22 protein-coding genes are annotated in these 20,420 nt (G+C 70.1%); 14 read left to right on the top strand and 8 right to left on the bottom strand.

What is annotated here, in order from left to right; translation table 11 throughout:
- The first annotated feature begins 25 nt into the window (after nt 1-25).
- From BLT44_RS15950 to BLT44_RS11180, 5 genes are read left to right on the top strand one after another with little or no spacing between them, the layout of a single operon-like run.
- Nucleotides 26-448: a GAF domain-containing protein gene (locus BLT44_RS15950; protein WP_231291553.1), complete on the top strand. Its 423-nt coding sequence runs from the start codon at nt 26-28 to the stop codon at nt 446-448.
- Between the two features lie 30 nt (nt 449-478).
- Complete coding sequence (locus BLT44_RS15945) at nt 479-1,108, top strand: PP2C family protein-serine/threonine phosphatase (protein ID WP_231291555.1); 630 nt, start codon at nt 479-481, stop codon at nt 1,106-1,108.
- Nucleotides 1,105-3,066: a glycosyltransferase family 2 protein gene (locus BLT44_RS11190; RefSeq protein ID WP_010156991.1), complete on the top strand. Its 1,962-nt coding sequence runs from the start codon at nt 1,105-1,107 to the stop codon at nt 3,064-3,066. Before BLT44_RS15945 ends, BLT44_RS11190 begins: the two co-directional genes overlap by 4 nt.
- Nucleotides 3,063-3,395 carry an STAS domain-containing protein gene (locus BLT44_RS11185; protein ID WP_010156992.1) on the top strand — a complete coding sequence of 111 codons (333 nt, stop codon included), beginning with the start codon at nt 3,063-3,065 and terminating at the stop codon, nt 3,393-3,395. The genes BLT44_RS11190 and BLT44_RS11185 overlap by 4 nt, the downstream gene beginning before the upstream one ends.
- Nucleotides 3,385-3,867: an ATP-binding protein gene (locus BLT44_RS11180; protein ID WP_010156993.1), complete on the top strand. Its 483-nt coding sequence runs from the start codon at nt 3,385-3,387 to the stop codon at nt 3,865-3,867. Before BLT44_RS11185 ends, BLT44_RS11180 begins: the two co-directional genes overlap by 11 nt.
- A 27-nt stretch (nt 3,868-3,894) precedes the next feature.
- Here the strand turns inward: BLT44_RS11180 and BLT44_RS11175 are convergent, their stop codons facing one another.
- Nucleotides 3,895-4,467, bottom strand: a complete 573-nt coding sequence (locus BLT44_RS11175) for a GNAT family N-acetyltransferase (RefSeq protein WP_010156994.1) — start codon at nt 4,465-4,467, stop codon at nt 3,895-3,897.
- 93 nt (nt 4,468-4,560) lie between these two features.
- Here BLT44_RS11175 and BLT44_RS11170 point away from each other — a divergent pair, with 93 nt between their 5' ends.
- The gene (locus BLT44_RS11170; RefSeq protein WP_218130076.1) at nt 4,561-5,172 is read left to right on the top strand and encodes a phosphatase PAP2 family protein; all 612 of its coding nucleotides are present in this window, start codon (nt 4,561-4,563) and stop codon (nt 5,170-5,172) included.
- Nucleotides 5,173-5,407: 235 nt separating this feature from the next.
- On the opposite strand, the gene BLT44_RS11165 is transcribed toward BLT44_RS11170, so the two are convergent.
- Nucleotides 5,408-5,869: a hypothetical protein gene (locus BLT44_RS11165; protein WP_010156996.1), complete on the bottom strand. Its 462-nt coding sequence runs from the start codon at nt 5,867-5,869 to the stop codon at nt 5,408-5,410.
- Nucleotides 5,870-5,953: 84 nt separating this feature from the next.
- On the opposite strand from BLT44_RS11165, the gene BLT44_RS11160 reads away from it, so the two are divergent.
- Entirely contained in the window at nt 5,954-6,205 is a 252-nt protein-coding gene (locus BLT44_RS11160) for a hypothetical protein (protein ID WP_010156997.1), read from the top strand.
- A 225-nt stretch (nt 6,206-6,430) separates the two neighbouring features.
- Here BLT44_RS11160 and BLT44_RS11155 read toward each other — a convergent pair whose 3' ends face one another.
- Nucleotides 6,431-7,303: a helix-turn-helix transcriptional regulator gene (locus BLT44_RS11155; RefSeq protein WP_010156999.1), complete on the bottom strand. Its 873-nt coding sequence runs from the start codon at nt 7,301-7,303 to the stop codon at nt 6,431-6,433.
- A 136-nt stretch (nt 7,304-7,439) separates the two neighbouring features.
- Between BLT44_RS11155 and BLT44_RS11150 the strand changes: the two genes are divergently transcribed.
- From BLT44_RS11150 to BLT44_RS11125, 6 genes are all read left to right on the top strand, one after another.
- On the top strand, nt 7,440-8,681 hold the full coding sequence (locus BLT44_RS11150) for an MFS transporter (protein ID WP_010157000.1): 1,242 nt from the start codon (nt 7,440-7,442) through the stop codon (nt 8,679-8,681).
- A gap of 33 nt (nt 8,682-8,714) precedes the next feature.
- Complete coding sequence (locus tag BLT44_RS11145; RefSeq protein ID WP_010157001.1) at nt 8,715-9,758, top strand: zinc-binding dehydrogenase; 1,044 nt, start codon at nt 8,715-8,717, stop codon at nt 9,756-9,758.
- 167 nt (nt 9,759-9,925) lie between these two features.
- Nucleotides 9,926-10,549 carry a hypothetical protein gene (locus tag BLT44_RS11140; RefSeq protein ID WP_010157002.1) on the top strand — a complete coding sequence of 208 codons (624 nt, stop codon included), beginning with the start codon at nt 9,926-9,928 and terminating at the stop codon, nt 10,547-10,549.
- Nucleotides 10,550-10,856: 307 nt separating this feature from the next.
- Complete coding sequence (locus BLT44_RS11135; protein ID WP_010157003.1) at nt 10,857-11,420, top strand: copper resistance CopC family protein; 564 nt, start codon at nt 10,857-10,859, stop codon at nt 11,418-11,420.
- Nucleotides 11,421-11,466: 46 nt separating this feature from the next.
- Nucleotides 11,467-12,024, top strand: coding sequence for a copper chaperone PCu(A)C (locus tag BLT44_RS11130; protein ID WP_010157004.1), 558 nt, complete (start codon nt 11,467-11,469; stop codon nt 12,022-12,024).
- Complete coding sequence (locus BLT44_RS11125; RefSeq protein ID WP_010157005.1) at nt 12,021-13,268, top strand: Dyp-type peroxidase; 1,248 nt, start codon at nt 12,021-12,023, stop codon at nt 13,266-13,268. Before BLT44_RS11130 ends, BLT44_RS11125 begins: the two co-directional genes overlap by 4 nt.
- Before the next feature lie 93 nt (nt 13,269-13,361).
- On the opposite strand, the gene BLT44_RS11120 is transcribed toward BLT44_RS11125, so the two are convergent.
- On the bottom strand, nt 13,362-13,787 hold the full coding sequence (locus tag BLT44_RS11120; RefSeq protein ID WP_010157006.1) for an META domain-containing protein: 426 nt from the start codon (nt 13,785-13,787) through the stop codon (nt 13,362-13,364).
- 336 nt (nt 13,788-14,123) lie between these two features.
- Nucleotides 14,124-15,059, bottom strand: a complete 936-nt coding sequence (locus BLT44_RS11115) for a Rossmann-fold NAD(P)-binding domain-containing protein (protein WP_010157007.1) — start codon at nt 15,057-15,059, stop codon at nt 14,124-14,126.
- A 392-nt stretch (nt 15,060-15,451) separates the two neighbouring features.
- Here BLT44_RS11115 and BLT44_RS11110 point away from each other — a divergent pair, with 392 nt between their 5' ends.
- Nucleotides 15,452-16,027, top strand: coding sequence for a TetR/AcrR family transcriptional regulator (locus BLT44_RS11110; protein ID WP_176783285.1), 576 nt, complete (start codon nt 15,452-15,454; stop codon nt 16,025-16,027).
- Nucleotides 16,028-16,051: 24 nt separating this feature from the next.
- Here the strand turns inward: BLT44_RS11110 and BLT44_RS16175 are convergent, their stop codons facing one another.
- The 3 genes from BLT44_RS16175 to BLT44_RS11100 form a co-directional block, all read right to left on the bottom strand.
- On the bottom strand, nt 16,052-16,219 hold the full coding sequence (locus tag BLT44_RS16175) for an FAD-linked oxidase C-terminal domain-containing protein (RefSeq protein WP_010157010.1): 168 nt from the start codon (nt 16,217-16,219) through the stop codon (nt 16,052-16,054).
- A gap of 45 nt (nt 16,220-16,264) precedes the next feature.
- A complete protein-coding gene (locus BLT44_RS11105; RefSeq protein WP_029608307.1) occupies nt 16,265-16,507 on the bottom strand; it encodes a YdeI/OmpD-associated family protein in 243 nt (80 codons plus the stop codon).
- Between the two features lie 145 nt (nt 16,508-16,652).
- Entirely contained in the window at nt 16,653-20,381 is a 3,729-nt protein-coding gene (locus BLT44_RS11100; RefSeq protein WP_010157013.1) for a phosphodiester glycosidase family protein, read from the bottom strand.
- Between the last annotated feature and the right edge of the window lie 39 nt (nt 20,382-20,420).

Genomic DNA, 20,420 nt, shown 5'->3' with positions numbered 1-20,420 from the left:
TCGACACGCCCCCCCCGACGAGCGCGTGGACCGGGTGGCACGGCTCGCGAAAGAGATGTTCGGCGTGCCGATGGTGAGCGTCTCGCTCGTCGACCGCGACCGCCAGTGGCGCAAATCCCAGATCGGTCTCGGCGCGACCGAGGCTCCGCGCGAGGATTCGTTCTGCGACTACACGGTGCGGCAGAACCGCATGGTCGTCGTCGAAGACGCGAGCGCGGCCGAGGAGTTCGCCGACAACCCGTTCGTCGCGGGCGATCCGCACCTCCGCTTCTACGCGGGGCATCCGCTCTACGCGCCGGGCGGAGAACCGGTCGGCACCCTCTGCGTGATCGACACGCAGCCGCGCGACTTCACCGAGAGCCAGAGCGCGCTGCTGCGCGACCTCGCCGGATGGGTGCAGGCGGAACTCACGCGAGACGACGAGCTCGACCACGCGGCGATCATTTAGCGCGCGCTCGAGCCCAAGCGGCTGCCCCGCGTGCCCGGACTCGAGATCGCCGCCGCCGCCGTCGCGCGAGGCCACCTGTCGGGCGACTTCTACGATCTCATGCCTCGGGAGGGCGCGCTGCGGTTGACCCTGGCCGACGCCATGGGCAAGGGCGCCGGCCCGGCGATCGTCGCCGCGGGCGTGCGCGCCGCTCTGCGCACGGCCCCCGAGCGCGGGATCGCCGCGGCCACGGCCGGCGCCGACCGCCTCGTCGAAGAGGATCTCGGCGATACCGGCATGTTCGTCACCGCCGTGCACGCCGACATCGACACCCGCACCGGGGCGATCGATCTCGTCGACGCCGGGCACGGGCTCGGCCTCTTGGTGCGCGCCGACGGCACCTGGGAGCACCTGCGCTCCGCCGGCCTGCCCCTCGGCATGGGCGCGGGCGAGGTGGCCGAGCGCGAACCGGTGCGCACGGTTCTCGGCCAGGGCGATTGCTTCGCCTGCAGCAGCGACGGCCTGCTCGACGTGCTCGACCCGGAGGCGCCGTTCGCGCAGTTCGCGCAGATCGTCGGCGAGCACGGACCCGAGGGCGCGGTGCGCGCCGTGGTCGGCCTCGCGCGCGACGCGAAGGCGTCGGACGACATCACGGTGCTCGTCGTCAGGCGCACGGCATGACCGCCCGCTTCGCTGCCATCCGCATCCTCGCCGTGCTGTCGGTGCTGCTCGGCACGAACTACGTGGTGTGGCGCTGGCTCGACTCGATCAACTGGGCGGCCTGGTGGATCGCCGTGCCGCTCGTCATCGCCGAGACCTACAGCCTCATCGACACCTGGTTCTTCTGCCTGACGATGTGGCGGGCGCGGGAGCGGCCGGGCCCGGCCTCGCCGCCGCAGGGAACGGTCGACGTGCTGATCACGACGTACAACGAGCCGATCGAGCTCGTGATGGAGACCGCGCTCGCCGCGCAGCGGATCGCCTATCCGCACGAGACCTGGATCCTCGACGACGGCGGGCGAGCCGACGTCGAGCGGGCGGCCCGCGAGGCGGGCATCGGCTACCTCACCCGCTCCGACGACTGGACGGGCAAGCCGCGACACGCGAAGGCGGGCAACCTCAACAACGCCCTCTTCCAGACCGACGGCGAGTTCCTGCTCATCCTCGACGCCGATCAGATTCCCGACCCGCTGATCCTCCACCGCACGCTCGGCTACTTCGCCGACGACCCCGAGGTCGCGCTCGTGCAGACGCCGCAGTGGTTCTCGAACGTGGACGAGGCGGATCCGCTCGGCAGCCAGGCGCCGCTGTTCTACGGACCGATCCAGCAGGGCAAGGACGGCTGGAACGCGGCCTTCTTCTGCGGATCGAACGCGGTGCTGCGGCGCGAGGCGCTCATGCAGCTCGGCATCGTCGGCTACGTGCGCGATATCGCCACGTCGACGAAGCGTGCGCTGCGCGTCGCCGAATCGCTCATCAGTCGCGAAGCCCGGCGTGCAGATGACGCGGCGCTCGCGGCCGAACTCGTCGGTCTGCGCACCGCGATACGCAGCGCACGAGACGACATCGCTGCCGGCTCGCCCATCGCCGACGCGACCTTCGCGGTGCGCGACGCGGTGGATCGGGCCGCGCGCTCGCTCGTCGCCGACGATGTCGCCGCCATGCGCTCCGACCTCGAGATCATCGCCTCGGTGCCGATCGAGCGCGACGCGGAGCTCGACGGGGTCGTCGTCGACGAGGTGCGCCTCGACCGCCTGGCGACCGCCGAGCTCTCGCCGCTCGGCGCCGTCGAAGCCGTGCGCGGGCTGCTCGACGCGCTCCGCATCGACCGCGGTCACGAGGCGCAGCCGCTGCAGCCGCTCGCGACGATCTCGGTGACCGAGGACATGGCGACGGCGATGCACCTTCACGCCCTCGGCTGGCGGAGCGTCTACCACCACGAGATTCTCGCGCGCGGCCTCGCCCCGGAGGATCTGCGGACCATGCTCACGCAGCGACTGCGCTGGGCGCAGGGCACGCTGCAGGTGATGCTGCGCGACAACCCGCTCGTCAAGCGCGGGCTGTCGGCAGGCCAGCGGCTGATGTACTTCGCCACCATGTGGAGCTACCTCTCCGGGTTCACGGCCGTCGTCTATCTGGCGGCGCCCGTCATCTACCTCGTCTTCGGCGTGATGCCGGTCACTGCGTGGAGCGTCGACTTCTTCGCCCGCTTCCTCCCGTACTTCCTCGTCAATCAGGCGCTCTTCCTCGTCGTCGCCCGCGGCATGCGCACGTGGCGCGGGCAGCAGTACTCGCTCGCGCTCTTCCCCGTCTGGATTCGTGCGTGCTGCACGGCGCTCGCGAACGTGTGGTTCGGCCGGTCGCTGAGCTTCGCCGTCACCCGCAAGGACGGGCGCGACCCCAGAGGGGTGCCGTGGCGGGAGATTTGGCCTCAGCTGACCGCCATGGCGGTGCTCGCGGTCGGGCTGATCCTCGGCCTCGTGCGACTCGGCATCGGCACGGCCGACGGCACCGGCACGCTCGTCAACACCGCCTGGGTGCTCTACGACCTCGTCGTGCTCAGCGTCATCATCCAAGCCGCGCGCTACCGCGGGCCGGCAGCCACACCCGTCGACACGACCCCTGAAGGAGCGGCATGAACCTCGCAACGACCGAACACGGCGACTACACGGTGATCTCGATCGCGGGGCGTCTCACCGCGACCGGAGCGCCGCTGCTGCGCAACGCGGTGAGCGATCTCGTCGATGCCGGAGCAGCCCGCATCGTGGTCGACCTCGCGCAGACCGAGTTCGTCGACTCGTCAGGGCTCGGCGCGCTCATCGGCGGCCTCAAGCGCGCGCGGGTCGCGGGCGGTGATCTGCGGATCGCCTCGGTTCCGGAGCAGGTGCACGCCGTGCTGCGGCTCACGAACCTCGATCGCGTGCTCAGCCTTCACCCGACGCCGGAGACGGCGTTCGATGGGCGCTGAGCAGGCGGATCGCGGTGGGCCCGGCCTCGACCTCCGAGGCCGTGCCGAGCTCGCGTACGTCGAACGCGCGCTCGACGAGCTCGACGCATTCTGGGAGGCGCTCGCCCACGCCGTCGAGCCGCTCGATCGGACCCTGTTCACGCTCGCGATCAGTGAAGTGCTGACGAACATCGTGCAGCACGGAGCGGCGGGCGCGGGCGCGGGCGCGGGCGCGGGTGCGGCGCCCGGGCCGGCGGAGATCCGTATGACGATCTCGGCGGGCCGCGATGAGCTGCGAGCCGTGATCGCCGACACCGCTCCGCCCGCCGCCATCGACTGGGAGGCGGTGGCGATGCCCGACGCCGACGCGGAATCGGGCCGGGGTCTCGCGCTCGCGCGTTCGTCGCTCGACGAGTTCGCGCACACGAGCGGAGACGACGGCAACACCTGGACGCTCCGCCGCCGCATCTCGACCGCCGATGCGGGGGAGTGACTCGCGACGCGCGCAGCTCGGCGCCGGCTAGCCGAGTACTCGCACCATCTGGATGCGCGGCCCGTACCGATCGAGGCCGAGCCGCCGCTCTGATTCGGCCAGCCGACGGTGGAACGGGGTCGCCGGGGCCTCCTCGACGAATCCGAGGCGCGCGTAGAGAGGCGCGTTCCAGGGCACCGCGGTGTAGGTGCGGAGGGTGAGGCGGTCGTACCCCCGCTGCGCCGCCTCGGCCGCCGCGGCTTCGACGAGCGCGGAGCCGACGCCGCGCCGGCCGTGCTCCGGCAGCACCGACAGCTGCTCGAGGTGTGCGACCCCGCCCGCTTCGCGCACGTGCACGAAGCCGATCACTCGGCGGGCGGCGCCGCGCGCGTGCGCTTCGGCGCTGGGTTCCACGGGGACCGCGTCACCCTCGGCGACGAGCACGAACCCGGCATCGGCGCGGCGCGCGTGCCCCGATGGTGCGGCCTCCCAGGTCGCGGGTTGGAGCTGCTCGACGAGAAGCCGGTCGGCGGCGTTCTCGATCGCCTCCAGAGCCTCCCACGCCGCATCGCACCCGGCATCGCCGTCTTGCCCGCGCAGGGCACGGATGTTCACGCTCATCCCTCGAGTCTACGAGCGACGCGTTCTGCTACATTCCTCACCATGACGCCCCGCCGCCGTGCGCTCCCGGCACCCTCGCCGTCCGCGCCTCCCATGCCGTCCACCCGGTCCTCGCCGTCCGGGCGAGCGCATCGCGGCCGCCGGTGGATGATCGGGGCCGGCGTCGCAGCCGTCGCGCTTATCGTCGTGTACCTGCTCGCCGTCTGGACGGTCGCGGGCCAGCTCCTCGAGAACGCGGCGCTGCGCGGCGCCGACCAGGTGCGAGCCGACGAACGGACCCAGGCCGATGAGGCCCTCGGAGCGATCACGATCTGGTCGCTCGGCATCGCCGCGATCCTCGTGGCCGCCATCGCACTGCTGCGCCGGCGCATCGATCTCGCGATCGCCGGCGTCGGGGTGATCGTGCTGGGCCAGGTCGTCACGCAGTCGCTCAAGCGATTCATCCTGCCGCGACCGCCCCTCGTCGAGGTCGTCGGCGACTACGCCGGCAACAGTTTTCCGAGCGGGCACACCACCATCGCGATGACCGTGCTCTTCGCCCTGCTCATCGTCGTGCCCTACCGGTGGCGCGGCCTCGCCATGTTCCTCGTGCTCAGCTGGGCGATCGGCATCGGCGCCTACACGGTCACGGCGAAGTGGCACCGCTTCAGCGACACGCTCGGCGCCGACGCGGTGGCGCTGCTGTGCGCGTGCCTCGCGACGTAGTGGCTCGCTCGGCGCGGCGCGATCACGCGCGTCGAGGGCCCGCCGCGTCGTCTGCGCGTCGTGCTCGTCGCCTTCTGGGCGCTGCTCGGCGCAGTGCTGCTCGCCGCGGGAGGCGTACTCTGGGGCATCCCGCTCCTTCGGGGAGTTGATCTCGCGCTGCGCGACCCCGTGCAGGACTTCACCGCGTACCTCGGCGCGCACGCGCTCGCGGGCGGGGCATCGGCAGCGGCGGCGCTCACCTTCTGGGGGCTCTGGCATCGCCGGGAGGTTCGGACGCCCGCGTCGGCGGCTCCCGCTCCGGGTTGAGGAAGTGGCGGGAAATCGCGGGCGCGGCGTCAGTCACCCCGGCCGAGAGCGGCGTCGACAACCACTGCACCGGCTCGTCGGTGGCCACGAGCGCTCGCTCCCAGGCGTAGCGGTGCACCGCTCCGGGGCGCGAGGGATCGGCCAGGTCGTTCACCACGATGGCGTCCGCGACGATCTCCGGGGAGCTCCCGTCGAACCCCCTCGCCAGGGAGGGGTAGTGGAAGCATCGGCCTAGAAGTCTTCCGCCGGCCTCCTCGCGGTAGACGACGATCGCGACGTCGCCATCGACGACCGCCGTCGCCTCCGCAAGGAACGGGAAGTGCTCCTGCATACGGGACAGACGCACGATCTCCGTCAGAAACCGCGCGATGTGCCGCGAATCGTCGCCCATCGTGCTCACTCCTCTCCGCGCTGCTCGTACTGAGGGCCAACCTACCGGGTGGTGCAATCCGTGCGGAAGCGGTGCGGTCGTGCGATGATTCCCGGAGAGACCGTATCGCTGCAGGGCCTCAGCGCATGGGCCTGGTTGCCGGCGGCGGGATTCGCCGTTCAGGCGTGCCTCGTGCTCGCCCATCACGTGCTCCCGCGCCTCCTCCCGATCGACGGCGGTGCGAGCGTCGTCTGGGACGCATTCTTCTCGGTCTCGGCCGCGGCGGCGGTGCTGCCCTCGGCGAGTATCGGCGCGCTCACGCTCGTCTACGCCGTCCGCATGCGCGGCGAGGCGTAGGGTCGCCGCCGAGAACGACGAGACCTCTTCCGGCGCGGGGTGGAAGCGGTGATCCAATCCGCCGAGAGCCGCGTGGCGTCGCGGTGACGTTGTTCGTGACGACGCGATCCCGGCATTCCCCCTGCGGCCGAGCCGGCGCAGGTGTAGCCCAGTTCGCTGCTGCGGTTTGGGGGCACAGGGGCGGAACTGGGCTACGCAGATGAGACGGGTGGCGGAGGGGATTCGTCACAAAAGACCCGTTGCGGCGGGAGCCCTCCAGCTCGCGAGCAGTGCGAGGCGCTCCTCGTGAGCGGTGCCCGGCTCGGCCGTGTACAGGGAGAGCTCGTGGCGCACGCGGCCGGGCGTGGGCAGCGCCATCGATTGATAGGTCAGCTCGCACTCGCCGACGACCGGGTGCTGCAGCCGTTTGATGCCGTCGTGACGAATGCGGATGTCGTGGGATGCCCAGAACGCGCTGAACTCCGCACTGGCCGTTGACAGCTCGCCGATCAGTTCGCACAGCGCCGTGTCTTGCGGCTCGCGACCGGCCTCCGCCCGCAGCAGTGCGACGGTCGTCGCAGCCCCTGCGTCCCAGTCGATGAAGAAGTCCTTCGACGTCTCGTCGAGGAAGTGATACCGGGCGAAGTTCGCCCGTCCGTGCTCGGTGGTGGGGCTGTCGAACATCGGAGCGTGCAACGCGCGGCCGAGCGAGTTCGATCCGATGACATCCAGTCGACCGTTGCGCGCGAACGCCGCGGACATCGAGATCGAGTCGAGCATCCACTGCACCTGGGGAGCGAGCGGCACCTCGCGCCCCCGGGCCCGCCTGCGGTGAGCGGGTTTCGCGGCGCGAGCGAGATCGTGCAGATAGGTCCGCTCGTCGTCGTCGAGCCGCAGGGCCTCGGCGACCGCGTCGAGCACCTCCGCCGAGACCTCGCCGATGTGGCCCTTCTCGAGCCGGGTGTACCACTCGGTGCTCACGCCCGCGAGCACGGCGACCTCCTCGCGACGCAGTCCGGGAACCCGCCGGCGACTGCTGGCCGGCAGGCCGACCATGCCGGGTGTGAGCTTCGCGCGACGGGTCGCGAGGAAGCCCTTGATGTCGTCCCGATTATCCATACCCCTACGATACGAGCGAGCTCCCGTCGCAGAGGGGTCGGAGCTCTCCCCCCGATAGACGCGACCTGTTGCGGCCGAGCCGGAGCGGGTGTGATGGTCTTCGAACCCATCAATCTCCGACTCCTCCGAGGTGCTCATGCAGAACGAAGCCTCCACGGCTTCCGATACCGGCCGGACGGCGCCGCACAGGCCCACCCGTGCTCGCCTTCCCCTCGTCGTGTACGTGCTCGCTCTGGGCACGTTCCTCATGCTCACGACCGAATTCGTCGTCGCAGGGATCCTCCCCGAGATTTCTCGGGACCTGCAGATCTCCCTCGCCCAGGCGGGTTCCCTGATCACCGTCTTCGCCATCGGCATGGTGATCGGCGCGCCCCTGCTGCCCCTGCTGACGATCCGCGTGTCGAAGCGGCGCACCCTGCTCATCGCCCTCGTCGTGTTCATCGGCGGCCACGTCGTCGTGGCGCTCAGCTCCGACTTCACCACCATCATGGCGGCGCGCTGGGTCACGGCCCTCGCCACCGGGGCCTTCTGGGCGGTGTCCGCAGTGGTCGCCGCGAACGTCGCCGGCGCCTCGATGCAGTCGGCGGCCGTAGGCGTCGTGGCCGCCGGGGGATCCCTCGCCACCGTGCTCGGCGTGCCGATCGGGGCGTTCATCGCGCAGCACCTCGGCTGGCGCGGCACGTTCTGGGCGCTCGCCGTCGCGGCCGTCGTCGCCGTCGTCTGCATCGCCCGGCTCGTGCCGCGCGATCCTCCCCGGCCTGCGAGCGCATCCATCCGCGCCGACCTCGCCGACCTCCGCTCAGTGCGGCTCTGGCTGGTGCTGGCCGCCTGCACGACGACCACCGGCGGCGTGCTCGCCGCGTACTCGTTCATCGCGCCGATTCTGACCGACCGGGCCGGGGTGCCCGCCGCTCTCGTGCCGGCGGTGCTCGCGGGGTTCGGCATCTGCTCCTTCGTCGGCACCCTCCTCGGCGGGCGTCTGGGCGACCGGCACGCGCACGCCGTGATCCTCATCGCGCCGGCGGCCTCCGCCCTCGTCCTGCTCGCGTTGGCGATGTTCTCCGGCTACGCCGGGGTCGCCGTCGCCCTCGTCGCGCTGCTTGGAGCGTTCGGTCTCAGTGCGAACAGCGTGCTGATCCACCTGGCCGTGAGGCACGCCGGCCGGGCCGCAACACTGGGCTCCGGGCTCGCGGTCGCCGCGTTCAACACCGGTACGGCGATCGGAACCACCAGTGCCGGGGCCGCCCTCACCAGCTCGCTCGGGCTCGCGGGCCCCGCGGCCGTCGGATCGGGGATCGCCGCGCTGACGCTGATTCCTGCCGCACTGCTCGCCGCGAGTCGTCTCCGCCGCTCGCCGCTCCCGACGTCGTCCCATTAGCCTCGATACACACACCACCAAGGAGAACCGCTCATGCGCGCAGCACTCATGTACCAGGCCGGCGACGTCCGGATCGAGAACGTTCCGGATTCGGCCCTCAAGCACCCCTCGGATGCGCTGGTGCGGATCACCGCCTCCTGCATCTGCGGGTCGGACCTGCACCCCTACCACCGGATGACCGGGGAGAACGGCCCGGCCCGCATGGGCCATGAGCTGATCGGCGTCGTGGAGGAGACCGGCGCGGAGGTGCAGACCCTCAAGGTCGGCGACCTCGTGGTGTCGCCGTTCGCGATCTCCGACAACACCTGCGACTTCTGCCGCGAGCAGCTGCACACCTCTTGCACTCACCGTGAGGCCGGGTTCTGGGACGGCATCGCCGACGAGGGCGGGCAGGCCGAAGCGATCCGCGTACCGCTCGCCGACGGAACGCTCGTGAAGCTGCCCGTGGCACCCGACTCGGCCCTCATCCCGTCGCTCCTGACGCTCGCCGACGTGCTCGGCACCGGCTACCACGCCGCGAAGACGGCAGGCGTGCGGCCCGGTCAGCGGGTCACCGTGATCGGTGACGGCGCTGTCGGACTCATGGCGGTGCTCTCCGCACGGCGCCTCGGGGCCGAGCAGATCATCCTCATGGGGCGTCACCAGCACCGCACCGATCTCGGGCGCGAGTTCGGTGCGACCGACGTCGTCGCCGAACGCGGCGAGGAGGGCATCGCCCGCGTGCGCGAACTCACCGGCGGGCACGGTACTCACGCCGTGCTCGAAGCGGTCGGGCACATGCCGGCCTACGAGCAGGCTGTGGGCGTCGTACGCCCAGGCGGCGTCATCAGTCGCGTGGGCGTGCCCCAGTACGAGAGCGCCCCGGTCGGCTTCGGCAGCCTGTTCCGCCACAATATCCGCCTCGCGGGTGGCCCCGCGCCCGTGCGCGCCTACATCGAGGAGCTCATGCCCGACATCCTCGACGGCACGATCGTACCCGGCAAGGTCTTCGACGCGTTCACGGACCTCGATGGCGTGCCCGCCGGCTACCGGGACATGGACGAGCGCCGCAGCCTCAAGGTGCTCGTCCGGCCGTAGCGGGTGCGGGCCCGGCCTTCGCGCGGAGCGGGGGCCGGGCCCAGCGGCACCGAGCCCGGCCCTGCCGCGAGGGCGCTCCACGCGGTATGGGATCCCGCGTCCGGACTCGCGAGGGAGCTGAGCGGTCTGACCTCGCTCATGATGGAACCGAGTGCCAGAATAGTGGCATGACTTCCTCGCGCGCCGGCATTGCGGTGCGCGGTGTCGCCGCAGCAGCGCTGGCGACATTCGTCGCGCTGCTCTCCCATGTGGCAGGCGGAGGCGATCCTCCCGGTATCATCGGCCTCGCGGCTCCGCTCATTCTGTCCGCCTTCGTGTGCGTGGGGCTCGCGGGGCGCAAGCTGTCTCTGCTGCGACTCGCGATCGGGGTCGCGATCAGTCAGTTCCTGTTCCACGCCCTCTTCGTTCTGGGGGCCCCGCATTCCCCGAACTCCGCTGCGCTCGCTCAGCCGCATCATGCGCACGCACTGGCGCCCGGCTGGGACACGCCGGGTGCGCAGAGCCTGCACCTCGCCCAGGCGAGCTCCGATATGTGGGGCGCCCACACGCTCGCCTGCGCGCTGACGGTGATCGCTCTGCACCGTGCAGAAACCGTGCTGGCCTCGCTGGCGAATCTCACGCAGTTGCTCCTCGCGCGAATCGTTCCCGCAACTCCGATCGCGGTCCTCTGCACGGCCCCGGCGACGGGCGCCACCGTTGTCCCTCGGATCGACGTGCCGACGCTTCCCATCGGTGTCTACGCCTCCGTCACCGCGCACCGGGGGCCGCCCGCCCCGGGCCCGCTCTCGTAACGTCTCCCGCCTCCGCGGAGCGCTCACGCCCGAGTGCGCTCAGTCGCGCGCATTCCGCCATCGGAGGAGGGAGCGCCGCGCCTGTCTGCCTCCCCGTTGCTCGGAACCCCCGATGCGCGCGGGGGAGACGTGCGCGCTCTCGCACCAGCGCCCGCGCACGGAGCACTCTGCGCCGAGCGAGCAGCGCTGATGCCTTCGATGATCCGGATTCTCTTGAGAGGCCAACATCATGGGGCGACCTCTGCCCACCCCTGCATCCGCACACCTATTTCGTCTCACCGCAGTCCTGATCGGGGCGAGCGCCCTCGTGCTGGGACCGGCACACCCTGCATTCGCGCACGATCAGCTGCTCTCGAGCGAGCCGGCGGCGTCTGCCGAGCTCTCCGCGTCACCGTCGGAGGTCTCGCTCGAGTTCTCCGACAAGGTGCTGACCGTCGGGGCCGTCATCCTGCTCGTCGACGAGAGCAACACCGAGTGGATCTCCGCCGAGCCCACGCTCGACGGGCCGGCGGTGACCGCGCCGACCGATGCCGAACTCCCGGACGGCTCGTACGAGGTGCGATGGCGAGTCGTGTCATCGGACGGACACCCGATCAGCGGGATCATTCCGTTCACCGTCGGCGATGCCGCCCCTGTCGGGGAGGCGTCAGCGGCGGGTGATGCGCCCGTGTCGGCGCAAGATCCAGGAGAGGCTGCCGAGACCGGCGCGATCGATGCCGCGCGCGGTGCGGAGCACGAAGCGGCCGGAGGTTCCGATCTCTGGAGAACGGTCGCGATCGGCGCTGCCGGGGCTTCGAGTGCGCTGCTGCTCTTCATCGCCTGGTCCTTCAGAAGGCGCAACCCGAAACAAGCGCCGAACTCATCGAAGTGAACCGATGCGAAACACCACACATTGTGAATTCTTGAAAGGCAACACCATGAACGTACGTACCACCGCAATTCCCTCCCCCGCCCTGACCGCTATCGCGGTGTTCGCGCTCGCAGGATGCAGCACGCCCGCATCCGGCCCGGAGGCCACCGCTGCACCCGCCGGCGACTCCGTCGAGATGGAGAACGGCTGGGTGAAGGCTGCAGAGAGCGGCATGTCAGCAGCCTTCGGCGAGCTCGAGAACTCGGGCTCGAACGAGATCTCCTTCGTCTCCGTCGAGACAGAGGCGTCGAGTGCACTCGAACTGCACGAAACCGTCGAGAACGAAGCCGGCGAGATGATGATGCGCGAGAAGACCGGAGGGTTCACGATTCCCGCGGGTGACAGCCTCGTGCTCGAGCCGGGGGGCAACCACATCATGCTCATGGACCTCACGAACCCGATCGCAGCGGGCGACGAGATCACCTTCACGCTGACCTTCTCCGACGACTCGACCTACGAGTTCACCGTACCGGCCAAGGACTACGCCGGAGCGAACGAGAACTACGCAGACGGTGACGGCATGCACATGAGCGAAGACATGGATATGGGCGGCCACTCGGAATGACCTCCGAGCAGACCTACCCAACGGGACGGTCTGGCGTCAGCCGGCGAGGGCTCCTCTTCGGGGGAGCCGTCGCCGGTCTCGGCGCGGCCGCCGCAGTCGGCGCAGACGTGCTCCTGAACCGTCCGCAACCCGGCACCGCGACCGCGCGGGGCGGCGAAGCGATGCCCGCGCTCCACGGATCCGACACCGTGCCCTTCTACGGCGCCCACCAGGCGGGGATCGCGACGACGCCGCAGGCGCATGCCACCTTCATCGCGCTCGATCTGCGCGCCGAGATCGATCGATCAGCACTGCGGCGAATGATGCAGATTCTCACCGAAGACGCCGCCAGGCTCACCCAGGGCGAGCCCGCGTTGGCGGATTCCGAGCCCGAACTCGGCACCGTGCCCGCGAGACTGACGGTGACGTTCGGTTTCGGGCCCGAACTCGTGATGCGTGCGGCCGGGCCGGGCGCCCTGCCCGACTGGCTCGGACCACTGCCCGCGTTCTCGATCGATCGACTCGATCCGGCTTGGAGCGACGGAGACCTGCTGCTCCAGATCGCCTCTGATGACGCGTTCACCGTCGCCCACGCAACCCGAATGCTCCTCAAAGACTCGCGGAGCTTCGCCACCGTGCGATGGACGCAGCACGGGTTCCGCCGCGCGCTGGGGTCGGAGAAGCCGGGCACGACGATGCGCAACCTCTTCGGGCAGGTCGACGGAACGACCAACCCCTCACCGAAGGAGGAGGACTTCGCGCGTGTGGTCTGGGCGGCCGACGGCTGGTTGGCGGGCGGAACGAGTTTCGTGCTGCGCCGCACCCGCATGGACCTCGACAAGTGGGATCGACTCGATCGGAGCGGGCGTGAGCAATCGGTCGGACGCACACTGGCGAACGGTGCCCCGCTGACCGGAGTGAACGAGCACGACGAACCCGACTTCGACGCGAAGACGAGCATCGGGTTCCCCGTGATTCCGGAGTTCTCGCACATTCGACGGGCCCGTTCGGAGAACACGGATGAACGCATCTACCGGCGCGCCTACAACTACGATCACGCCCCGTCCGGTGCAGAGATCTCCGACAGCGGGCTGCTGTTCGTGTCGTTCCAGGCCGACGTGCTGCAGCAGTTCGTGCCGATCCAGCGCCGCCTCGATGAACTCGACCTGCTCAACGAGTGGACGACGCCCATCGGTTCCGCGGTGTTCGCGATACCGCCGGGCTGCGTCGCAGGCGGCTACATCGGCGACACCCTTCTCGACTGACGCTCGGTCGCAGGGAGCGAGGGCACAGGCGTGCGATGGGAGCGCGGGGGAGCACCCGGTGCCTGACGGGGCGCTCTCCCGCGCGTCATCGGGTCACGAGCGGTTCAACGTTCCGATCTGGGTCTCCGAATCGTCGAAGATGGTCAGCGTGTCGGCCGACAGGGTCGCCTCGTCGAGTCGCCCCAGCCACGGCTCCATCCCGATGCACTCCTTCTGCGTGATCGCGACGTCGTCGAACTCGATCCTCGTGTCATCTGCTTCCCAGCGCCCCGTGAGCGTGTTGCATCCGTCTGAGCCCGTCAGAGCCCCGCCGCTCTCGAACGTGAGCTCTGCAGCGACGTCCCCGGCTTCCTCGGCCTTCCACGTGCCGACCACCTCTGACGCAATCGTCGTTTCGGCCGCGTCATCGCGAGCATCCTCCGCAGTGTCCATCGATACGCAACCGGAGAGCGCGGTGGCGATCGCCCCGGCGATCGCAAGCCCGATGGCGCCCCGACCGATCCTCCCGACTGTCCGCATGCTGCCCCCTCGCTCATGTGACACCTGGTCTCGCGATCAGCGTACGTGCAGCGTGGGGCCCACGCAATGGCGCACGAGCGCCCACTGGCGCACTCACGGGCGTTCGAGGTGTTCCGAGGGCCCCCTCCCGCGTCGCACGAGGATCAACCCGGCCCCGAGCCCGACGGCGATCATCGCGCCCCGTCCCGGTCGTCGCGTCGAGTGGGAGACTGTCGGGGAGCGTCCCTGCAGTGCCGTCATTCCCACCCGCGTACATAGGAAGCGCACAGTGCGGGTGTCGCGCACGGGCGGGAGGGCGGCGAGTTGACGAGGGCTCGCGAGCGCGGAGCGCTGCGCTCACACCCCCGTGAGGCGCAGACCCTCCGGGGCCGCGAGTTCGCCCGGTTCGATGAGCGCATCCATGGTGATCGCGCCGCGCAGGCCCCGATCGACGAGACGTTCTGCAGCGAGCGCTGCGATTCGACCGGTCGCCCGCGACTGCCCCCGTCCCGAGGCGGAGAGTGTGCGACCCGAACCGCGGTGGATTGCGGTCACGCTCCATGCGTCGGCACCGATGTGCGGTGCTCGGCTGAGTGCCGGAGCGAGAGCAGGCACGGCTCCCACGGCACGGAGTACCCACGTCGCTATTCGACTATCGAGAGCCAGCCAGCTGCGCACCGCTGCGCCGGTCGACCGACCGACGAGGAGGTCGTCTGGAAAGTCGGCGCGCAAGAACAGCCGGTCGGCTCCCGACTGGGAGGAGAAGCGCCGGACCGATCGAAGATTCATGACGGGCGAGCTTTCCGGGGCGCAGTGCACCGGAGTTCCGGCGAGACCCATGGTCCAGCGCACGGCCGCCGCGCCGTGGGCCTCGCCGGCTCCCAGCATGACGCCGATGTCGAACTCGTCGCCCGGCGCGGGGTCGAGGGCGCGCACGAGTACGGTGCTCACGCCGGGGGCGATTCCTGCTCCGAGCAGCACCGCGCCCCCGTGAGGGACGTTCATCGCGAGGTGCTCCAAGTGCGTGCTGCTGGCGGAGACGTCGACGAGTGGAGTGGTGCCGACGGCCCGCTGCACCTCAGCGCGTTCGAGCCCGCTCAGATCGAGGACCACGTCCGCCCAGCGGGATGCCTCGGCGAGGCGGGATAGTCCGGTCCTGGTCGCCGCGTCGAGCACGATTCCCTGAGCGCCGGCTCGTCTGCCGGCGACCAGCGCTTCGTGGCCGCGCTCACGGAGCGCCTCGACTGCAGCGGTTCCGACCGCTCCGGTGCCGCCGAGCACGAGTGTCTTCATCGCGACCCCCCGCGACCATCAGTGCCGCTGCGAGGAGTCGGGGGGTTCGCGGTGCACGTCTGGGGTGAGCCGTCGTGCGGGTTTCCGAGGCCGGGTGCCGGGCATGCGTCTGCGATCACCGTTGCCGGCGTGCCTCGCAACCGCTGGATGACGCGGACGAGTATCGGCACGGCTGCGAAGACGGCGACGGGCACCACGATGGTGATCACCAGAGCGGTGCGCACTGGGTCGGGCCATCCCGTGGTGAAGGGTTCGACCGCGGCCGAGGTGCCGAGTACGAGCGGAAGAATCGCCACCCAGGTGGCGAGTGCTTGCAATGGCCGGGGGAGTGGGCGCATCAAATCTCCAAACGTTTGGTTGGATTCTGAATATATCACTTTCCAACCGAAGGGTTGGAGTATGATCCTCCTGTGGCTTGGAACACGCGGGAGACGCGGCAGAAACTGCTCGCGGCGGCCTCGACGCACTTCGCGAGATCGGGTTTCGCCGGCGGGCGGGTCGAGGCAATCGCTCGCGAGGCGGGCATCAACAAAGAGCGCATCTATCAGTACTTCGGGAACAAAGAGGGCCTGTTCGCGGCGGTGCTCGAAAGCGAAGTCGAGCGGCTGCTCGACGGGATCGACATCACAGGCGCAGGAGCCGACGCTCTCGGTGCGCTCGCCGGCGATCTCTTCGATCGAGCCGCTCAGCACCCTCGCCTCGTGCGCCTCCTGCTCTGGGAGAGCCTGGAACTCGCCGAACCCGTATCGGCTTCCACTCGCGGGGCCGGCTGCGCCCGGATGGTCGCCGCACTGGAGCAGGCTGTGCCGCTCAGCGATGCCCGAAGGGGAGCGGATACGCTCCTCAGCGTCATCGGGATCGCTTTCGCCGACACCTGCCTGCCTCATCTGAGCCGGCTCATCTCGGGCAGCTCGCCCCAGGAAGACCGCCGGAAGGCAGTCGTGCAGCAGGCGCGTCGTCTTGCGTGAGCAGCCGGCTGGGCCCGGAGGCGTCTACCGCAATGGTCGGTTCGGGCGCCGGCGCTCCGGCCAGATCCCGGACTTGCCCGGGTTCAGAATGCCCATCGGGTCGAGCGCATCCTTGATGCGTTCCGCGAAGGTCCGCTGTATGCGGCCGTTGAAGCGGTATGTCTCGACGATCTGCTCAACGTGAGACGCCACTGACTCGTCGGCCTGAATCCCGCCGTCCCGTTCGCGCGGGCTCCGTCAAGGCGCGTGCCGTCGCGAGGGGGCGTGCGTCATGTTCATGTAGACGCCGCCCCGCGAGAGTTCGTCGATCATCTGCGCGATGCGACGCGAGCGGGTCTCGGCGCTCTTGGCGCGCGAGATCCAGCCGATATAGTCGTTGCGCTGGTATGCGGGCCTGGCATCGTAGTCGGAGGGTGTGTTCGAGGTGCGGAGGGCATTCTCGACATCGGCGGGCATGCTGTGGCGGGCGCGTTGAGCCATGCGCTGATGATAGTCGGCGACCGGATTCACTGCACGCATTGCTCACGGACGAGGGAGACGACCCGGTCGGTCGCTGCGGGTGCCACCCTCCGGGCACCCGCAGCGACAAGCGTCTGCACACGTCGGTCGAGCTGCGCCCAACGGATCAGGACGCGCGGCGACGCCGCAGCACGAGCAGCCCGCCGGCGGCGAAGAGCGCGCCCATGAGCGCGATCGTCACCGGCCACTGGAGGTCGGAGGCGCCGGTGTCGGCGAGCTCGCGCCTTCCTGCGGAGTCCGTACCGGCGGCACCCGCTGCACTGCCGTCGGCACCGGAGGCGGCCCCGGTCCCGTCATCTGCTCCGTCGTTGGGGCCGTCTGCCGGTTCGCCCGGTGCTCCGGGGACGCCCGGCTCGGCCGGAGCGCTGGGGTCGCCCGGGCCGCCCGGATCCCCCGGGCCACCCGGATCGCCCGGGCCGCCCGGATCGCCCGGGCTACCCGGATCGCCCGGCTCGCCCGGATCGATCGGGCTGGTCGCGTCGTCGGCGACGGTGATGGTGTGCTCGCGCACCACCCCGTTCACGGTCACGGTGAGTGTCGCCTCTCCGACCCCGGTGGCGGTCAGCGCTCCAGTCGACGGGTTGAAGCGGACCACGCTTTCACCGGCTGCCTCGCTCGCGCTCGCGCTCACGGCGCGGCCGCGCTGATCCGTCTCGACCGATCCGTCGTCGACGATCACTCCGTCGCCTCCCCAGACCGCGCTCATCGGCCACTGCACCGGCACGATGCGCCCGCCGTCCTGCGAAATGGTGGCGTCGACGGTGACGGCCTCACCGACGGTCATCGCCGCTGGCGCTGCTGCTGTCGCGCCGAGCGTGAGCTCGTCGACGCGGGGCTTCACCTCGGTGCGGAGCCAGTTCGTGCGGCTCGTCACGGGCGTCGGGTTGTGACCGACGACACCCGAGTTCGGGTTGATACCGAGCATCGCCCAGCCGGTGAACCCGCCCTGATCGGGCGCGCCCGACGGCCCCTTGCCGCTGTTGCCGCTGAGGAACGTCGATACGCCCTCATGGCTCGTCGCGTGGAATACCCCGGCGTGGCCGTTGATCGAGGCGATCGACTTGCCCGTGTCGGCGCGGAACTCCGCGAGCCGGTCCTGATACCGCTGCGCTTCGATGCGGTCGGAGAGTTGGCTGTCCTTGCTGCTCTTCGGATCGTCGACCGGATGGTGCGCGAACACCAGCACGCCCGTGATCGTCGAGTCCTGCTCAGCCTGGGCGAGCGCCTCCTCGAGGAAGCGCATCTGCTGCTTGTCGGAGCCGTTGAACGAGCCGTTCGCAGTGTTCAGCGTGACGAGAAGCGTGCCGCCCACTTGCTGCTTCGTCTTGGTCGGCCCGAACTCGGCGATGAAGTTCTCGATGGGGCCGCCCATCACCTCGTGGTTGCCCGGCACGTAGACCCACGGCAGCTGGTCGCCGATCTCCTCGTCGAGAATTCTCCGCGCGAGTGCGAAGTCCTCGGGGGCGGCCTCGTCGACGAAGTCGCCGGTGATCACGAACATGTCGGGCTTCGCGGCGAGGATCTCGCGCAGCGTCTGCCGCGCCCCTTGCACGTTCGGCCCCTCGGGGTTGCGTGCGACGAATTGCGCGTCGCTCATCACGGCGATGCGTTGCGCGCGCTGATCGACGGTCCCGTTCGTGATGACGAGCGGATCGTGCACGACGGGTGCCTGCGGCTGCGCCACGTCGGGCGCCACGACAGCGCGGATGCCGGCGAAGCTGGTCTCGCCCTGGTACTGCTTCGCCGCCGAGGTCTCCATCATGCGCACCCGCTCGAGCTGCAGCGGGAAGGCGGTGCCGACCGGCACGGGGAATGTGAGTTCCCGCCAGCCCGACCAGTTCGTGTGCGGGCCGTCGAGGTTGATCGTCGTGCCGGCGCCGGTCTTCATCTGGAGGCGGGGCCAGGTGCTCTTGCCGTCTCCGTGCATCCACATCGTGATCGCCTTCGGCTGCCCCGCGATCTCGATGGGTTCGGGTGCCACCGCGTACGCGCCGCGCGTGCCCGTGGACGAAGCGAAGTCGTAGGTGAGTTTCAGTCCCGCCTCGCCGTTCGGTCCAGTCGCCTCCGAGATGGCACCGGTCGCCCGGTCCGAGCGGAAGGTCCAGTCCTTCCCGTTCGCGAGGTCCGACACCGGAGTCTCCTCCAGGCCGATGGTCACCGCGACGTCGACGCGGCGGTCTCCGGCGGCGAACGACACGGTCGCCGCCCCGGATGCCGTGCGCGGGGTGATGGTGAAGGTGTTGCCGTCGAGCGATTCGACAGCGACATCCGCACCCGCGGAAACCGTGAGATCTGCGGCCTCGATGGGTGCTCCGAAACCGTCACGGTCGAGCCCCGTGATCGTCACCGTCTCGCTGCCGTTCTGGTCGACCAGCGCGATGACGCTTCGGCTGGCACGGAGCCTGTCGAGCTCGCCGAGCACGCGCATCTCGCTCGTCGCCGACTTGCCGGCAGCGGTGAACGTGACGGGTGCGGTGCCCGGGGTCGCTCCGGTGACCTTCGCGGTGTCTCCGTCGATCGCAGTCAACGTCGCGTGTCCTCCTGCCACGGAGAACTCGCCCGTCGTAGCGAGCGCTCCGCGGTTCGCATCGAGGCCGATGCCCGAGACGGTGCGCGAGAAGCCGGGGAACACCGCGTCGGCGTCGTCGAGCTTCGACTCGGGGCCGACGCTCACGTCGGTGACGCCGGCGTCCGGCGCGGTCGACGAGAACACGAGGCTGTTGGGTACGCTGCGCAGATGCCCGTCGGAGGGCGCATTGCCGACGCTCAGCTCGCTGGTGCCCGGCTCCCGCATGAGCAGGGTGCTGGATCCGCCGCCGTCGAGGTTGACCGCGTTGTGCGCGCCGAGTTCGACCATGAATTCCCCGAGCTCGTCGAGGGCCATGCCGCGCGAGTGGCTCTGCCGGCCGTCGAGGGAGACGACGATGACCTCGCTGCCGTCTTCGCTCACGCCGACGGCGGTGCGCGGCTCGCCCGGGGTAGGCTCACCGACGACCGCTCCATCGTCGACGAGGCGCTGGTTTCCGCTGATCGCGAGATCCACGTCGGCGCTCGCGGCAACCGTGACGGGCAGTCGATCGCCGGGCTCCACGTCCGCGAAGAGGTCGACGGCCGATCCGCGCGCCAGCACGACGCCCGTTCCCGCGTCGATCGCGGTCGGCCCCGTGATCTCGGCGAGGTCGGCCGAGGTGCGTGTCACGACTCCGTCGGCGACCTCCACTCGCAGGAACTCGGGATCGATGTTCGCAGGTCCGCCGATCGCGCGCGCCATCGGGTACTCGCCCCACATCGGAGTGAAGTACCCGATGCCGTCAAGCGGAATTCCGATGTTGTTGACGGTGCTCACCTGGTGCGCGGTACCCGAGATCTCGACGGTGGCGGCCGAGGTGAGCGCTTGGATGGCGGCGATGCCCTCGCTCATCGTGAAGCTCTCGACGGGCGACGCGCTCGTGGTCTTCACGCCCTCGCTCGACGAGACGTTGGTGCCCTGTGCGACACCCGAGTTGTTGATGTCGAAGAACGAGCCGTTGACCGCGGCGACGGCATGATCGCCGAGGGAGTGCTCGGTGACGGGAGCAGGCTTCGTCAGGCTGCCCGAGTCGCGCACGTCCATCGACAGCGTCGGGGTGGAGAGGTCTGCGACGAGCACGTCGCCCGTCACCCACCCCTCGCTCTGCAACCGGTCGAAGCTCGTAGCCTTCAGGCCCGGGGCGAGCTGCCGCGTCTCAGCGCGGAGCAGGCTCGAATCGCGGCCGCCGAGATCGAGGCCTCCGGTGTCGGGCGACGCGTAGCTCGCCGTCAGGGTGTGCTGGGGTACGAGAGCGATGCCGCTCACTGCGATGCCGAGGCCGAGCCCGGCTGCGAGCGCTGTTCT

Origin of the sequence: Leucobacter chromiiresistens, assembly GCF_900102345.1 — a bacterium.
Lineage (GTDB): Bacteria > Actinomycetota > Actinomycetes > Actinomycetales > Microbacteriaceae > Leucobacter > Leucobacter chromiiresistens.
Note: the sequence above shows the minus strand (reverse complement) of the source record. Positions and strands in the feature narration are given on the sequence as shown.

Coding starts and splice junctions, on each gene's coding strand:
- BLT44_RS11190 (WP_010156991.1), top strand. CDS start 1,105: ATGACCGCCCGCTTCGCTGCCATCCGCATCCTCGCCGTGCTGTCGGTG.
- BLT44_RS11185 (WP_010156992.1), top strand. CDS start 3,063: ATGAACCTCGCAACGACCGAACACGGCGACTACACGGTGATCTCGATC.
- BLT44_RS11180 (WP_010156993.1), top strand. CDS start 3,385: ATGGGCGCTGAGCAGGCGGATCGCGGTGGGCCCGGCCTCGACCTCCGA.
- BLT44_RS11175 (WP_010156994.1), bottom strand. CDS start 4,467: ATGAGCGTGAACATCCGTGCCCTGCGCGGGCAAGACGGCGATGCCGGG.
- BLT44_RS11170 (WP_218130076.1), top strand. CDS start 4,561: ATGCCGTCCACCCGGTCCTCGCCGTCCGGGCGAGCGCATCGCGGCCGC.
- BLT44_RS11165 (WP_010156996.1), bottom strand. CDS start 5,869: ATGGGCGACGATTCGCGGCACATCGCGCGGTTTCTGACGGAGATCGTG.
- BLT44_RS11160 (WP_010156997.1), top strand. CDS start 5,954: ATGATTCCCGGAGAGACCGTATCGCTGCAGGGCCTCAGCGCATGGGCC.
- BLT44_RS11155 (WP_010156999.1), bottom strand. CDS start 7,303: ATGGATAATCGGGACGACATCAAGGGCTTCCTCGCGACCCGTCGCGCG.
- BLT44_RS11150 (WP_010157000.1), top strand. CDS start 7,440: ATGCAGAACGAAGCCTCCACGGCTTCCGATACCGGCCGGACGGCGCCG.
- BLT44_RS11145 (WP_010157001.1), top strand. CDS start 8,715: ATGCGCGCAGCACTCATGTACCAGGCCGGCGACGTCCGGATCGAGAAC.
- BLT44_RS11140 (WP_010157002.1), top strand. CDS start 9,926: ATGACTTCCTCGCGCGCCGGCATTGCGGTGCGCGGTGTCGCCGCAGCA.
- BLT44_RS11130 (WP_010157004.1), top strand. CDS start 11,467: ATGAACGTACGTACCACCGCAATTCCCTCCCCCGCCCTGACCGCTATC.
- BLT44_RS11125 (WP_010157005.1), top strand. CDS start 12,021: ATGACCTCCGAGCAGACCTACCCAACGGGACGGTCTGGCGTCAGCCGG.
- BLT44_RS11120 (WP_010157006.1), bottom strand. CDS start 13,787: ATGCGGACAGTCGGGAGGATCGGTCGGGGCGCCATCGGGCTTGCGATC.
- BLT44_RS11115 (WP_010157007.1), bottom strand. CDS start 15,059: ATGAAGACACTCGTGCTCGGCGGCACCGGAGCGGTCGGAACCGCTGCA.
- BLT44_RS11105 (WP_029608307.1), bottom strand. CDS start 16,507: ATGGCTCAACGCGCCCGCCACAGCATGCCCGCCGATGTCGAGAATGCC.